At 59.9% G+C, this 13219-nt stretch carries 16 protein-coding genes; 8 read left to right on the top strand and 8 right to left on the bottom strand.

What is annotated here, in order from left to right:
- Nucleotides 1-37: 37 nt before the first annotated feature.
- Nucleotides 38-262, bottom strand: coding sequence for a DUF3107 domain-containing protein (locus tag QP908_RS04445; protein ID WP_284771765.1), 225 nt, complete (start codon nt 260-262; stop codon nt 38-40).
- A 74-nt stretch (nt 263-336) separates the two neighbouring features.
- On the opposite strand from QP908_RS04445, the gene QP908_RS04450 reads away from it, so the two are divergent.
- Both QP908_RS04450 and QP908_RS04455 read left to right on the top strand, forming a co-directional pair.
- Nucleotides 337-1695, top strand: coding sequence for a DEAD/DEAH box helicase (locus tag QP908_RS04450; protein ID WP_284771766.1), 1359 nt, complete (start codon nt 337-339; stop codon nt 1693-1695).
- Nucleotides 1692-2930, top strand: a complete 1239-nt coding sequence (locus QP908_RS04455) for an Rv3212 family protein (protein WP_284771767.1) — start codon at nt 1692-1694, stop codon at nt 2928-2930. The genes QP908_RS04450 and QP908_RS04455 overlap by 4 nt, the downstream gene beginning before the upstream one ends.
- Before the next feature lie 50 nt (nt 2931-2980).
- Here QP908_RS04455 and QP908_RS04460 read toward each other — a convergent pair whose 3' ends face one another.
- Entirely contained in the window at nt 2981-3460 is a 480-nt protein-coding gene (locus QP908_RS04460) for a hypothetical protein (protein ID WP_284771768.1), read from the bottom strand.
- A 516-nt stretch (nt 3461-3976) separates the two neighbouring features.
- On the opposite strand from QP908_RS04460, the gene QP908_RS04465 reads away from it, so the two are divergent.
- Nucleotides 3977-4237 carry a WhiB family transcriptional regulator gene (locus QP908_RS04465; RefSeq protein ID WP_005277545.1) on the top strand — a complete coding sequence of 87 codons (261 nt, stop codon included), beginning with the start codon at nt 3977-3979 and terminating at the stop codon, nt 4235-4237.
- A 103-nt stretch (nt 4238-4340) separates the two neighbouring features.
- Entirely contained in the window at nt 4341-4415 is a 75-nt protein-coding gene (locus QP908_RS11880) for a 50S ribosomal protein bL37 (protein ID WP_369707509.1), read from the top strand.
- A gap of 158 nt (nt 4416-4573) precedes the next feature.
- Here the strand turns inward: QP908_RS11880 and QP908_RS04470 are convergent, their stop codons facing one another.
- Together QP908_RS04470 and QP908_RS04475 are read right to left on the bottom strand one after the other, a co-directional pair.
- Nucleotides 4574-4846: an anti-sigma factor gene (locus tag QP908_RS04470; RefSeq protein ID WP_005281801.1), complete on the bottom strand. Its 273-nt coding sequence runs from the start codon at nt 4844-4846 to the stop codon at nt 4574-4576.
- Nucleotides 4846-5448 carry a sigma-70 family RNA polymerase sigma factor gene (locus QP908_RS04475; protein ID WP_284771769.1) on the bottom strand — a complete coding sequence of 201 codons (603 nt, stop codon included), beginning with the start codon at nt 5446-5448 and terminating at the stop codon, nt 4846-4848. The genes QP908_RS04470 and QP908_RS04475 overlap by 1 nt, the downstream gene beginning before the upstream one ends.
- A gap of 36 nt (nt 5449-5484) precedes the next feature.
- Here QP908_RS04475 and ybaK point away from each other — a divergent pair, with 36 nt between their 5' ends.
- Nucleotides 5485-5991 carry a Cys-tRNA(Pro) deacylase gene (gene ybaK / locus QP908_RS04480; protein WP_284771770.1) on the top strand — a complete coding sequence of 169 codons (507 nt, stop codon included), beginning with the start codon at nt 5485-5487 and terminating at the stop codon, nt 5989-5991.
- Here ybaK and QP908_RS04485 read toward each other — a convergent pair.
- Nucleotides 5974-6624: an SOS response-associated peptidase gene (locus QP908_RS04485; protein WP_284771771.1), complete on the bottom strand. Its 651-nt coding sequence runs from the start codon at nt 6622-6624 to the stop codon at nt 5974-5976. The genes ybaK and QP908_RS04485 overlap by 18 nt on opposite strands.
- On the opposite strand from QP908_RS04485, the gene aroA reads away from it, so the two are divergent.
- Together aroA and rsgA are read left to right on the top strand one after the other, a co-directional pair.
- A complete protein-coding gene (aroA, locus tag QP908_RS04490; protein ID WP_284771772.1) occupies nt 6623-7924 on the top strand; it encodes a 3-phosphoshikimate 1-carboxyvinyltransferase in 1302 nt (433 codons plus the stop codon). The two genes, QP908_RS04485 and aroA, sit on opposite strands and share 2 nt — an antisense overlap.
- The gene (gene rsgA / locus QP908_RS04495) at nt 7917-8951 is read left to right on the top strand and encodes a ribosome small subunit-dependent GTPase A (RefSeq protein WP_284771773.1); all 1035 of its coding nucleotides are present in this window, start codon (nt 7917-7919) and stop codon (nt 8949-8951) included. Before aroA ends, rsgA begins: the two co-directional genes overlap by 8 nt.
- Nucleotides 8952-8957: 6 nt before the next feature.
- On the opposite strand, the gene QP908_RS04500 is transcribed toward rsgA, so the two are convergent.
- Both QP908_RS04500 and QP908_RS04505 read right to left on the bottom strand, forming a co-directional pair.
- On the bottom strand, nt 8958-9473 hold the full coding sequence (locus QP908_RS04500; RefSeq protein ID WP_411697074.1) for a DUF6912 family protein: 516 nt from the start codon (nt 9471-9473) through the stop codon (nt 8958-8960).
- Nucleotides 9473-9883, bottom strand: coding sequence for an HAD-IA family hydrolase (locus QP908_RS04505; protein WP_005281786.1), 411 nt, complete (start codon nt 9881-9883; stop codon nt 9473-9475). Before QP908_RS04505 ends, QP908_RS04500 begins: the two co-directional genes overlap by 1 nt.
- Nucleotides 9884-10059: 176 nt before the next feature.
- On the opposite strand from QP908_RS04505, the gene QP908_RS04510 reads away from it, so the two are divergent.
- Nucleotides 10060-10443, top strand: coding sequence for a hypothetical protein (locus QP908_RS04510; protein WP_239269413.1), 384 nt, complete (start codon nt 10060-10062; stop codon nt 10441-10443).
- Between the two features lie 79 nt (nt 10444-10522).
- Here QP908_RS04510 and secA read toward each other — a convergent pair whose 3' ends face one another.
- Nucleotides 10523-13108, bottom strand: a complete 2586-nt coding sequence (secA, locus tag QP908_RS04515) for a preprotein translocase subunit SecA (protein ID WP_239269412.1) — start codon at nt 13106-13108, stop codon at nt 10523-10525.
- Between the last annotated feature and the right edge of the window lie 111 nt (nt 13109-13219).

Below are 13219 nucleotides of genomic sequence, written 5' to 3' on the forward strand. Positions count from 1 at the left end.
ACACACTGAATTAGCAAACCTTTAGAAAGCCCCAAGCTTAGGCGCCGGCGAAACCGACGGACTGCTTCTTCGCGGCACCAACCTCGACGTACACCACGCGGTCCGTGCGCACGAGGTACTTGCGACCCTTGTCATCTTCTAGCTCCAACGTGGAGTTTTCCGCCAAGGCGCTATTAATCTTTTGCGTCAGCTCCGCCTGCTCGCCGGTGGTGCTAATGATCAGCTCGCGCGGGGTATCTGCAAAACCAAACTTGATATCCATAAAAATTATCCTCCTCTAACGAGAGTTTTACATGCCAATGGCCCCACTATAACCATCCCGGCTACTATCAAGGTGTGTCTGTCATAAAAACCCAGCCACCGACCTTCGCGGAACTCGGCGTCGCCGCCGAAATCTGCGATGGGCTCGCTGACCGTGGCATCGCGCGAACCTTTGCAATCCAGGAATTAACCCTGCCCATTGCGCTTAATGGCCAAGACCTCATTGGCCAGGCGCGCACCGGCATGGGCAAGACCTTTGGCTTTGGCGTGCCGCTGCTCGATCGCGTTTTTGATGACGCGGATATTGCCCCACTGGATGGAACGCCGCGGGCGCTCATCGTCGTGCCCACCCGCGAGCTAGCCCAACAAGTCACCGCTGATCTGCAGGACGCGGCCGCGCACCTGCCTGTCCGCCTCGCCTCCATCTACGGCGGGCGCCCCTACGAGGAGCAAATTAAGCTCCTCCAGCGCGGCGTCGACGTGGTCATCGGCACGCCAGGCCGCCTGCTCGATCTGCACGAGCGCGGCGATCTGGTTCTGCGCCACGTCGCCATCGTGGTGCTCGATGAGGCCGATGAGATGCTGGACCTTGGCTTTTTGCCCTCCATAGAGGCGATTTTGGAAGCGCTCGATGGCAATGCGCACCAAACAATGCTGTTTTCTGCCACCATGCCGGGCGCAATCTTGAACCTATCGCGCCAGTTCATGCATAAGCCCGTACACATTCGGGCCGAATCGGAGGCGGATGAGGTCACGCACGAAACCACCCGCAAGGTCACCTTTCAGGCCCACCGCATGGACAAGGTGCCGGTCATCGCGCATATCCTGCAGGCCCAGGGCCGGGGTCGCAGCATCATCTTTACCCGCACCAAACGCTCGGCGGCACAATTGGCCGATGACCTTGCTAAGCGCGGCTTCCGCGTCGGCGCAGTGCACGGTGACTTGGGCCAAAAGTCTCGGGAGAAATCCCTGCAGGCCTTCCGCTCGGGCGAGGTGGATATCCTCGTCGCCACCGATATCGCCGCGCGCGGCATCGACGTCGACGATGTCACCCACGTCATCAACTATCAGGTTCCCGATGATCCCATGACCTTTATCCACCGCATCGGGCGCACTGGCCGCGCTGGGCACACCGGCACCGCCGTCACCCTCGTTGGCTACGATGAGCTGGCCAAATGGCAGGTCATCAACGATGAGCTAGGCCTAGATTCGGCCACGCCGCCACAGTGGTTCTCCACCTCCCCGGAGCTTGCCCAGGCGCTTTCCATCCCCGCTGGTGTGCAGGAAAAGGTGGGGCCTGCCACCAGCGTGATTGGCCAGCTTCCGGCGCATAAGCGGTCCGCGGGACAGGCCCAATCCCGGTCCCAGTCGCGGTCGCGGTCCCGTTCCGGAGCTCGGCGCGGCAAGGGCACGCCCCGAGGAGGGCGCCGATGACTAAGGCCCCCATCTTGCGGGCAACCGCGGCAGATTGGAAGGCCACCGGCATCATCGGCGCTATCTGCGCCATCGCGGTGGGCGGGGCGGTCGCCACGGCCAATATCCACCAGGCTGACCTGCACCAAGAGGCCGTTCCTGGGGAAAGCGATGCCACTGTGCTTGCCGATGTCCCCTCCACCCTCACCACCGCCTACAGCCTGCCCAACCAGTCCGTACCCGGCCAGTACCGCGCCATTTCCGCCCACGGGTTGAGCATTAGCCACGATGGCGATGTGCTCACTGCCACCAATGGCGACGGTTCCACGGCTTGGACCTATTCCCGCAGCGATGCCGAGCTCTGCTCGCTATCGACCGCCTGGGACAAGGTGGTTGCCACCTATCGCACTGGCGTGGGCTGCGGGGATACGGTTGCCATCGATGCGGCGACGGGCGAATATGACTCCACCCGCAGCGCTATTAATTCCCCGGATGTTGTACCTGTGCAATCCAATGACCGGGTAGGGACCGTTTCTGCCGGGCGAATCGATCTGTGGCGCTCAGATCTCGTGCGCACCGTGGAATACGGCGACGTGGAGGCCAAGCAGGAGGCGCAGAAGCAACCGCACGAGGAGTGCACCATTTCTTCGGCGCTCACGCGTACCGAGAATCTCGCGCTGACGGAATCGTGCCCGGAGGAACCTCACACCACGTGGTTGAGGTTTCAAACCACCACCCCGGAAGACTCCCGGGAACCAGAGATGGACGCCGATATCTCCGTCGATCGCGATGGAGCGCGGCTTATCGCGGTGGGCCAAGACGCCGCCGCGGTCTATATCCCCGGCCCAGAACCCCGCATTGAGTCCTATAACAACGAGGGCGAAAAGCTTTCTTCTACCCCCGTAAAGCCTTCCGACGCCATCGATTCCGGCACAAGCCCTTTCGCCCCGGCCGTTGCGGATCTCCCGCACCATATGACGTGGTTTGATGGGCAGCGCCTCTACCTTTTAACCCCCAGTGATTTGCGGATCGATCACGTCATTGACGGCGCCATCGGCACCCCAATTTCAGTGGCTGGGCGCATGCTGATGCCCACCGAAAAGGGCATAGCTGTGGTGGACTGGTCTACCGGTGAGGTACTGCGCGAAATTGCCGTCGACCGCGGCGGCTACCGTGGTCCCGTCCACCTCACGTTGGCGGGCGAGACCATTGTAGAAACCCGCGGCGATACCGTCGTCGGCCTCAGGGGCAACTAAGCGAGTGCCACTCGCTGCTCCCGCGCGAATGGCCCAAACGCGAGTGGCCCTTAGAAATTCGAGGCGGCCCACTCTGAGGACTCGCGCCTAAACATCAAGAGATAAAGCACCGCAACCGCGCTTAACAGGGTGATAGTCCCCAGTACCGGTGATCCACCGCTATACATTTGAAACGCGCTCGCACCCAAGATGAGCTCTACGAGGACCACGGCACCTCTTCCCCATCGCTTTCCTTTCACCATGGCCCAGGCGCCTGCGATGACAAAGCCAAAGACGATGAAGATAAAAATGGCCGTGCCAAGCCCCACAAAGCTTCCCGATCCGGAATTAGAAACCATAGAGTCATTTTCCGCGCCCATCGCTTCGCGCACGATGAGGAAAATACCAAAACAAATAACCGCGATGGATTGCACCGTGGCAATGCCAGCGCCTATCAGCACCGACTGCGGGGCACTATCCGGTGCCGCTGCGGGCGCTGCCGCCTTATCTCGCTGCTGTTTATTTACTTGGCGTTTGTTCTGCTTAGACACAAAGCCACAGTCTACTAATCCGGCGTGAATTTTTCTGTGCCACCCACGGCAGGGCCTCGATGTTTCCTGCGCTAGCGCGGGGGCAAGGGGCTGAGCTGGGAGATTTGACGGTCTCTGCGCAACCACACTCACAACATAGCACCTATAGCTGCAGCTCACGGCGATTCTCACAGGCTTCTTTAAAATTCGATTTTGACTTTTATGACCCCCACACCGCGCCTATTTGCGTGATGTTAACCACAATTTAGCCTTTAACCCTAGCGGCGATCGGGTAAACATGTCATGATTCTCTAGTAGCAAAAAGAAAGAGGGCGTAAACCTCTTCTTAACCTGGAGGAAACTTCAGGTAACAACACCGTGAACCATAGGCGGCGGCGACGCTGGCCCGACCTCGAGACCGGGCCCCACTGCTAGCAGACCAGTTCACACACCACCTAAAAATCAAGGTGCTTTCCTGTCCCGCACGGATTGCGCTCGTATTTACTGCTGTCAAAAATTTGTTAGGAGATATCAATCATGGATTGGCGCCACGAAGCCGTTTGCCGCGACGAAGACCCAGAGCTGTTCTTCCCAGTAGGTAACTCCGGCCCTGCTCTTACCCAGATCGCTAAGGCCAAGCTGGTCTGCAACCGCTGCCCCGTTGCTTCTTCCTGCCTCAACTGGGCACTCGAGTCCGGCCTCGATGCCGGCGTCTGGGGCGGCCTGTCTGAAGAGGAGCGCCGCGCCCTCAAGCGTCGCCGCAACCGCGGCCGCGGCCGTTCCCGCGTTTCCGCCTAAAAGCGCGGACCCGGGAACCTAACCCCCACCCCAATTTTCGTTTCGGCGCCCTTAGCCGCTACAGTTGAATAAAGTTCAGAAACCCTCAACGAAGGAGTGCGCAATGAGCAAGCGTGGTCGCAAGCGCAAGGATCGCCGCAAGAAGGCCGCTAATCACGGCAAGCGTCCTGGCGCATAACGTACAGCAAACATAAAGCCCGGCTTAGTTGGCAGTGCATTTCAGCACTACCCAGCCGGGCTTTTTGCTATATCTACGTTAAGATCTAAACAAGAAATTTCTGCGCCCCAGAAACCCCAGAAGCCTCCAGAGATTTTCGCAGCTCTGAAGGGCGCTTCTTACCAGCGGGATTCGATTTCCGTAATTTCAACCGAGATGCGGCGGCGCAACGACTGCGGTGCCTTAGCTTGGCCGGCACAGCAATTGCGCACGAGGGAGCGGACGAGTTCTTCGCGCTCTAGGCGCTGCTGGCAAAAATCGCATTGGGCGATGTGCTCGCGGATGGCTAAAGCACGGGCGTAGGTCGTGGATTCATCGAGAAGCTCGCAAAATAGGTTGTGTACCTCAGTGGAGCTGCACGCACCACAGTTCTTTCCGGTTGCGCCTTCCATTACTTGTCCTCCATGTCCGGGTGTTCTAATCCAATTCCTTGTTCACGTGCTACGTCCTTCAACGCCTTCCGGAGCATTTTTCTTCCACGGTGCAGGCGGGACATCACCGTTCCCAATGGAGTATCCATGATTTCGGCGATTTCTTTGTACGCTAAGCCCTCCACATCGGAGTAATAGACCACCATCCGGTAGTCCTCAGGTAAGTCATTAATTGCCTGCGAAATGGACCTATCTGGCATCTCTTTAAGCGCTGCCACCTCGGCGGATTCCAAGCCGGTGGAATCGTGTCCCGCGGTGGTATAGAGCTGAAAATCACTCAGATCATCGGCAGAAGACTCGGTAGAGCGCCGCTTCGCCTTGCGATAAGAGTTGATGTAGTTATTGGTCATGATGCGATAAAGCCATGCCTTCAGGTTCGTTCCCTGCTTGAAGGAATGAAAGGACTTATAGGCCTTGAGATAGGTCTCTTGCACCAAGTCTTCCGCGTCTTGCGGGTTTCGCGTCATGCGCAGCGCGCCGCCATAGAGCTGATCAAGCAGCGGGAGCGCTTCCTTTTCAAAGCGGCGCTGCAGCTCCTTCTCGCTCACTGTTTCTTTAACCACACAATCTATCCTAACGTCTCACGCTAAAATTCCTATATGGCCAAAAAGTCCCCGCATGCCGCTACCCCGGCCCTGAAAGTCATCGAAGATGCCGGAGTCAAACACTCCATATCCACCTTCGAGGCGGGCAAGAATCACTTTGGTGATCACGCCGCGGCGGCCTTAGACGTAGAACCCGAACGCGTGCTGAAAACGCTCATCATTGATCTCACCGCGGGCAAAGGTCCGCGCCGCGAGTTGGCGGTGTGCGTGATTCCCACCACGCACCATTTAAGCCTCAAGAAGGCCGCCGCTGCCCTTGGCGTATCTAAGGCCGCCATGGCGCAGGTGCACGATGCCGAGAAATCCTCAGGCTACGTGCATGGCGGTATTTCCCCGCTCGGACAAAAGAATCCGCTGCCCACGGTGATCGAGGAATCCGCAGTGCTCTTCGATACTGTCTTTATCTCCGGCGGCCGCCGCGGCCTAGATATCGAGCTCAACGCAGAAGACCTCGCGCACTTGTGCGGGGCCGACTTTGCCGATCTACTGGCGGATGAGTAGCTCCGGGTAGTCATTGGAGACCGTCCCCACGGCCTTATCCACCGCGTGGTACTCAAATCCCCGCAGGCCCGTGGGTGCTAGCAGCTCCTTGGCTTCCTCGGCGCTACCCTCGAGCCAGGTGCGCATCTCCTCCGGCGCCAAAAATCGCGGCAACCTGTGGTGCAGCCACTCCATCTCTTCGGTAGCCGCGGTGGTCACGATGGTGGCAGAGAGCCGGTCCAACCCGGTATCCCAGAGCCCCGCGGCCCACAGCAGTCCCTGGTCTGGATGGACGTAGTACGGCGTCTTGGTGGAGCCATCCTTGTGCCACTCGTAATAGCCGTTCATGGGGATAAGGCAGCGCTGGGTTTTAAAGGCGGTGCGAAAAGATGGCTTGCTCGCCACCGTTTCTGCCCGGGCGTTAAAAAGCGGCGGGCCTTCCATGTCTTTCTTCCACTGCGGCAACAGCGCCCACCGCGCGGGATCGACTTCCGCTAGCTCCTCGCGCACGCGCACGATGGGAATGGGCTGGGTAGGGGCAATATTATATCGTGGCCCGGGCGTACCCTGTGAGGCGTGGACTTCCTGGATTCCCGGGAGGTTTCCCACCTCATCGAGGAGGGACTCGGTAAAAAGAACGAATCTTCCGCACATGGCCTCTATTATGGACACTATGTCTCAACCTTGGACCGCCCCGCTGGCTACCAGCCCCGTTACGGGGGAACACCAGGTGCCAGGATCGAAATCTATTACCAATCGCGCCTTCATCCTGGCCGCGCTGGCTGATTCCCCGTCTATCCTGCACGCCCCGCTGGTATCGCGCGATACGCAACTGATGGAGGACGCGCTCAGTGCCATGGGGGTTCGCTTCACCCATGACGGCGCCGATATCCACGTCCAGCCTGGGAAGCTGCACGGTGCCACGGTGGATTGTGGGCTGGCCGGCACCGTGATGCGCTTTGTGCCGCCGGTTGCGGCGCTGGCGGGTGGCCCGGTGCGCGTCGATGGCGATAAGCAGGCCTATAACCGCCCCATGTCCACGACGCTGGATGCGCTGCGCAGCCTCGGCGTTGATGTAAAAGGCGATAGCCTGCCCTTTACGGTGTCCGCCAACGGCGTGCCAGAAGGCGGGAAGGTCACCATCGATGCTTCCGGTTCTTCCCAGTTCGTCTCCGGCCTGCTGCTGAGCGGGGCGCGTTTTTCCCAGGGCATCCAGCTCACCCACGAGGGCGGCCAGCTGCCATCTATGCCGCACGTGGAAATGACGGTGGGCATGCTACGCCAGGCTGGCGTGCGCGTGGATTCGGATGGCACGACGTGGACGGTGCATCCCGGCCCCATTGCCGGGCGCGAATGGTTCATTGAGCCGGATCTCTCCAATGCCACGCCGTTCCTCGCCGCCGCGGCGGTCACCGGCGGGCGCCTGACCATCAAGAATTGGCCGGCGAATACCACCCAGCCGGGCGATGCCATCCGCCAGATCCTGCTGGATATGGGCGTGATGGTAACCCAGGAGCACAACAGCGTCACGGCAGAGGGCAACCCGGCAGGCAAGCTGCAGGGCATCGAGCGCAATATGGGCGATATCGGGGAGCTTACCCCCACCGTTGCGGCCCTGTGCGCGCTCGCGGAAACGCCGTCCCGGCTTACGGGCATTGCCCACCTGCGCGGCCACGAGACCGACCGCCTGCAGGCGCTCGCGGCGAATATCAATGCGCTGGGCGGCAGGGTCACCGAGCTTGACGATGGCCTAGTGATCGAACCCGCCGAACTCCACGGCGGCGATTGGCCGTGCTACGCCGATCACCGCATGGCCACCGCCGGTGCCATTCTGGGTTTGAAAGTCCCTGATATCCAGATTGAGGATATTTCCACCACTTCCAAGACCCTGCCCGGCTTCGCCCGCATGTGGGAGACGATGCTGCACCCCGACCAACAGGATTTACATGGCTAGACGTTTCGGTTCCTTTGATGAATCTGATGTGCGCGTTCGCCCCGGCAAGGGCTCGCGCCCGCGCACCAAGGATCGTCCCAAGCACAAAAATGCCAAATACGGCATGGTAATCACCAAGGACCGCGGGCGGTGGGGCGTCGCGCTTGACGATGGCCCCCACGTCACCGCCATGCGCGCCCGCGAGCTGGGCCGCACCGCCATCGAGGTCGGTGACCGCGTCGGCGTGGTTGGTGATACCTCTGGTGCGAAGGACACGCTGGCGCGCATCGTCAAGCTGGCGGATCGCACCTCCGTGCTGCGTCGCACCGCCGATGACACGGATCCGTATGAGCGCATCGTGGTGGCCAATGCCGATCAATTGCTGATCGTTTCTGCCGTGGCCGACCCGCCCCCGCGGTCCGGCTTTGTCGAGCGCGCCTTGATTGCCGCATTCGTGGGCAACCTCCACCCCATCTTGTGCCTTACCAAGACCGATCTCGCGGACCCGACCCCGTTTGCAGAAGAATTCGCCGATTTGGATGTCACGGTGGTAGAGGCCGGGGTCGAAGACGGACTCGATGCCGTGCGCGCGCAGGTAGATGGCCACATTACCGCGCTCATCGGGCATTCCGGGGTGGGCAAATCCACGCTGGTTAACCGGCTGGTTCCAGATGCGGAAAGGGAAACGGGGGAAGTATCGGGCATCGGCAAGGGCCGGCATACCTCAACGCAATCGGTGGCCCTCCCCTTGCCCACCGATGCTGCTGGTACCGACTCCCAGGGCGGCTGGATCATCGATACGCCGGGCATTCGCTCCTTTGGGCTGGCGCACGTGGACGCGGATACCGTCCTTGGCGTTTTCGAGGACCTCGCCGCGGCTATTGAGGAATGCCCGCGCGGCTGTACGCACGCGGGTCCACCGGCGGATCCCGAATGCGGGCTCGATGATCCAGAAATCATTCCCGAGGGCACCGCTACCGCCCGCCGGCGCGATGCGGTACGCGGGCTGCTACAAGCCCTGCGCACCAACGTGGAGTGGGAAAACTAGCGCGGCTTAGAGCAATTCCACGAGGAAGGGCAGCTCCGTGGGGTGGTAGAAGGCCATGAAGTTATCCAGGGCATCACCCACCGCGAGCTCCGCGTCCTCATCGCCGAGGTCCGCGGAATCGATGGCCTCGATGGCCTTGGCGGTTGCCTCTTCGGATTCTTCGATATCCACGTGAATGGCGGCGAGGCTATCCGTGCCAAACTGCGCTGGCTGAAGTTCCACCACCGGCTCGCCCATATCCGGGCGCGGGGTGACCGCCGTGTCATCAACGTCGATGGAAATGACCACGCGCCGGTGCGGGAACTTCTCCTCGTCTCCAATGGTCAACAGGCGCAGCGAAGCCATGGAGGCCTCGAGGAAGGCGGAGTAGGCAATCTCTTCTTCATCGCCTGCGGTATAAAAATCGCGCAGGGCTGGGGTCACCATGAATCCCCACCCGGAGCGCGCCGCGAGCGTTCCGGTCTCAGCGAGCTCCGCCAGCATGGCATAGGTCGCCGGAATATAGACGCGGGCTTGAGCCACTAAAATTCCCCTTCAATATCGAATACGGCTTGAATTTCTACAGACACGCGATCGAAGCTGGTGTATAAGAAACCGATCATCCCGGCATCGACAGCGGCGCGCACGTTGAGGATCGAATCGTCGACCATGACACAATCGCTCAAGGGCAGCTCGAGGGCATCGGCAGCCGCCTGGAAAGCCGCAACCTCCGGCTTTTCCGCCCCGATTTCGCCAGACAACACCACGGCATCGACGTTGCCGCGGTATTCCCACTCGCGAATGTGCTCAGCGCCAGAGCCGCCCGGGTCATTAGACAAGATAGCGGTTGCGGCACCATTTGCCTTCGCCGCAGATAGCAGAGCCTTCCAGCGGCGATTGTCCTCTTCAGCGCCATCGAGGACGCCGACATAGTCAACGATGAGACCACGCATAATTTTTAATCCTTCAGTACACGAATACTTTGTAACTCCCGAAAGTATAGCGAACTGCGCTTATATTCTCGCCCGCCTCATACAGGAAACTGCCAGAAATAGCGCGCGCAGCGCCCCCATGAGATAATTATCACGCGTTCGCCTCCTGCCTTTTTCGCAGGAGCACTCATTTCACCATGTATGAGCCCATTCCCGGCTACTCTCACCTCAAGCTGTATATCGCCCCGCACCGCATCCATTACGGCCGCCTCCCCACAACGGCCGAGGTTGCCGCCCAGCACCATATCCAAGCCTGGGTCGTCTTCATCCTTGAGGTCGCCGCCGGCTACCGCCCCATTGCCCACCTCAATTCCCCGCGCTTTTCGGATTCCATCCGCCTGCACATTGGCTCCTGGGTGCACCGCCGGGAAAGCCCCTATGACACCGATGCCTTGCGCCTTACCAGCCTGCACGCGCGACCCAACGGCGAATACTTCGGTTCCGCGGTCATCGGCACTCACCGCCACGCCTTTACCGGCTCCGCCACTGACCAAGGGCTACGCTCGTTTCGGCTGCTCTAAAACTAACAGCGCCCCTCCCGCTTCCCCACCGCGCAAGGACGGGGAGGAAGAGGAAGGGGCGTGATAGGACGTTGAAGCGTTATGCCTCTACGGTTTCTTGGCCTGCAGGACCAGAGCCCGAGTCACCGCCGGATTCTTGGTTTTCTTCCTGCTGCTTGAACTGCTTGCGCAGCATGAATAGCTGGCGCACGGTTTCTTCCTTCACGCCTTCATTCATGGCATTGAACATATCGCCACCCTCCTTCTGGTATTCCACCAGCGGGTCGCGCTGCGCCATCGCGCGCAGGCCGATGCCCTCCTTGAGGTAGTCCATCTCGTAAAGGTGCTCGCGCCATTTCTGGTCAATAATCGGCAGGATCACCATGCGCTCGGTATTGCGCATCTGCTTGTCGCCGCCGATGGCAGAAACGGCTTCCTCCAACTTGTCGTACTCCCGGTTCGCGTCGGTAACGAGGGCATCGCGCAGCTGCTCCGCAGTGAGCTCGCCTGGGGAACCGTACTCGGAGCCTTCCACGAGTTCCTCCGGGGACATCGTGGGGCCGTACAGCGCCTCGAGGGCATTCCAGAGTTCCTCGAGGTTCCAGTCTTCGACATAACCGGTGGCGGTAGCGCCCTCGACGTAGGCAGAGACCGTGTCATCGATCATGGTGCGGATATCGTCCTTGATGTCATCTGCATCGAGGATAGAATAGCGCGTGGAGTAGACCACCTTGCGCTGCTCATTGAGCACCTCATCGTACTTCAGCACGTTCTTGCGCATCTCGAAGTTCTGGTTCTCCACCTGCGCCTGGGCACCCTTGATGGAGTTCGAGACCATCTTGGCCTCAATGGGGACATCATCAGGCACGTTGAGGCGGTTCATCATGTGCTCCATGGACTGGCCCACAAAGCGCACCATCAATTCATCGCGCATGGACAGGTAGAAGCGGGTCTCGCCCGGGTCACCCTGACGGCCGGTACGGCCGCGCAGCTGGTTATCGATGCGGCGCGACTCGTGGCGCTCGGTGCCCAAGACATAGAGCCCGCCCGATTCGCGCACCTCATCGCCCAAGCGCTTCGAGCGCTCTTTCTCGCCGTCGATCTCGGCCTCCCAGGCCTCCTGGTATTTTTCCTCATCCTCAAAGGGGTCAAGGCCGCGTTCGCGCAGCTTCTCATCGAGGATAACTTCCGGGTTACCGCCGAGCACGATATCGGTACCACGGCCGGCCATGTTGGTTGCCACGGTCACGGTGCCGGGGCGGCCCGCACGGGCAATGATCTGGCCCTCTTCTTCGTGGTGCTTGGCGTTAAGCACGTTGTGTTGCACACCGCGCTTGGTCAGCAGCTGCGACAGGTATTCGGAACGCTCCACGGAGGTGGTACCGACTAGGACCGGCTGGCCGTTTTCGACATGCTCCGCAATATCATCAACCACCGCAGCGAACTTTGCCTCTTGGGTCTTGTAAATGCGGTCCGAGTGGTCGGTGCGCTGGTTCGGCTTATTGGTAGGAATAGGAACCACATCCAGCCCATAGATGGAATGCAGCTCCGCGGCTTCCGTTTCCGCGGTACCGGTCATGCCGGAAATCTTTTCATAGAGGCGGAAGAAGTTCTGCAGGGTAACCGTCGCCAGCGTCTGGTTCTCGTTTTTGATCTCCACCTGCTCCTTGGCCTCAATGGCCTGGTGCATGCCCTCGTTGTAGCGGCGTCCCGCCAACACTCGGCCGGTAAAGCCATCCACGATCATCACTTCGCCATTGCGGACGATGTAGTCCTTATCGCGGGTAAAGAGCTCCTTGGCCTTCAACGCGTTATTGAGGTAGGAAACCAACTGGGAATGCTCCGGCGCGTAGAGGTTATCAATACCGAGCTGATCTTCAACGTACTCCACCCCCTCTTCCAAGACACCGATGGTGCGCTTTTTGTGGTCCACTTCGTAGTGGATTCCCTCGCGCATGCGCGGCGCCAGCTGCGCAAAGACGCCATAGAACTGGGAGGACCCATCAACCGGGCCGGAGATGATGAGTGGGGTACGGGCTTCATCGATAAGGATCGAGTCCACCTCATCCACGATGCAGAAGTTGTGTCCGCGCTGAACTACATCATTGAGGGTGCGCACCATGTTATCGCGCAGGTAATCAAAGCCCAGCTCGTTATTGGTGCCGTAGGTGATATCGCAGTCGTAGGCTTTCTTGCGCTCTTGCGGGCGCATTTCTGCCAAGATAACGCCCACGGACAGGCCCAACCAGCGGTGCACACGCCCCATCATCTCGGCGTCGCGCTTGGCCAGGTAGTCATTGACCGTGACGATGTGTACGCCCTGGCCCTCCAGGGCGTTGAGGTAAGCGGGCAGCAAGGAGGTCAGGGTTTTGCCCTCACCGGTGCGCATCTCTGCAACATTGCCAAAGTGCAGGGCGGCGCCACCCATGATCTGCACGGGGTAGTGCTTTTGTCCTAGGACGCGCCAAGCGGCTTCGCGGACGGTAGCAAAAGCATCGAGCAAGATGTCGTTCTTTTCTTCGCCATCCTTCAGGCGAGTTTTGAACTCGTCAGTCTTGGCCTTTAGCTCATCGTCCGAAAGCTCCGCGTACTGATCCTCGAGTGCAATTACATCGTCTGCAATTTTGCCCAGGCGCTTGACCGTACGGCCCTCGCCCGCGCGCAGCAGCTTGGAAAGTCCAAACACTATTCGTTAGTCCTTCTTGTCGCGACACATTAGTTAACTTCCCGCAATTGTACTCACGCCACTGCCCTTGTCGCCTTCCACCCACCCTTAAACGATAGTGATTTCACACTA

Origin of the sequence: Corynebacterium sp. MSK204, from assembly GCF_030229885.1 — a bacterium.
GTDB lineage: Bacteria > Actinomycetota > Actinomycetes > Mycobacteriales > Mycobacteriaceae > Corynebacterium.

Coding starts and splice junctions, on each gene's coding strand:
- QP908_RS04485 (WP_284771771.1), bottom strand. CDS start 6,624: ATGTGCGGAAGATTCGTTCTTTTTACCGAGTCCCTCCTCGATGAGGTG.
- ybaK (WP_284771770.1), top strand. CDS start 5,485: ATGGCCAAAAAGTCCCCGCATGCCGCTACCCCGGCCCTGAAAGTCATC.
- QP908_RS04465 (WP_005277545.1), top strand. CDS start 3,977: ATGGATTGGCGCCACGAAGCCGTTTGCCGCGACGAAGACCCAGAGCTG.
- QP908_RS04470 (WP_005281801.1), bottom strand. CDS start 4,846: ATGGAAGGCGCAACCGGAAAGAACTGTGGTGCGTGCAGCTCCACTGAG.
- QP908_RS04445 (WP_284771765.1), bottom strand. CDS start 262: ATGGATATCAAGTTTGGTTTTGCAGATACCCCGCGCGAGCTGATCATT.
- aroA (WP_284771772.1), top strand. CDS start 6,623: ATGGCCTCTATTATGGACACTATGTCTCAACCTTGGACCGCCCCGCTG.
- QP908_RS04510 (WP_239269413.1), top strand. CDS start 10,060: ATGTATGAGCCCATTCCCGGCTACTCTCACCTCAAGCTGTATATCGCC.
- QP908_RS04455 (WP_284771767.1), top strand. CDS start 1,692: ATGACTAAGGCCCCCATCTTGCGGGCAACCGCGGCAGATTGGAAGGCC.
- QP908_RS04505 (WP_005281786.1), bottom strand. CDS start 9,883: ATGCGTGGTCTCATCGTTGACTATGTCGGCGTCCTCGATGGCGCTGAA.
- rsgA (WP_284771773.1), top strand. CDS start 7,917: ATGGCTAGACGTTTCGGTTCCTTTGATGAATCTGATGTGCGCGTTCGC.